At 70.0% G+C, this 493-nt stretch carries 1 protein-coding gene; it reads left to right on the top strand.

The window, feature by feature from the left end:
* The coding region (locus BIU91_RS14890; RefSeq protein WP_171907853.1) for a translation initiation factor IF-2 N-terminal domain-containing protein at positions 1-493 on the top strand (493 nt) is incomplete at both ends.

The following is a 493-nucleotide window of genomic DNA, read 5'->3' on the forward strand; positions in this document are numbered from 1 at the left end:
GCCGGCGGCGGTGCCGGTGGCGGCTTCCCGCGTCCGGCCTTCAGCGGCCCGCGTCCCGCCGGTGGCGGTGGCCGTGGTCGTGGCCCCGGTGGTGGGACCGCCGGTGCGTTCGGTCGCGGTGGCGGCAAGAGCCGTGCCCGCAAGTCGAAGCGGACGAAGCGCGCCGAGTACGAGATGCGTCAGGCCCCGTCGCTCGGCGGTGTGCAGGTCCCTCGTGGCGACGGCAACACGGTCGTCCGACTCCGTCGTGGTGCGAGCATCTCGGACTTCGCGGACAAGATCGACGCCATGCCCGGCAACCTCGTGACGGTGCTGTTCCACCTCGGTGAGATGGCGACCGCGACCGAGTCGCTGGACGAGGCCACGTTCGAGGTCCTCGGTGACGAGCTGGGCTACAAGATCCAGATCGTCTCGCCCGAGGACGAGGACAAGGAGCTCCTCGAGGGCTTCGACATCGACCTCGACGCAGAACTCGAGGACGAAGACGACGACG

It is taken from the genome of Curtobacterium sp. MMLR14_002 (assembly GCF_001864975.1).
GTDB lineage: Bacteria > Actinomycetota > Actinomycetes > Actinomycetales > Microbacteriaceae > Curtobacterium > Curtobacterium flaccumfaciens.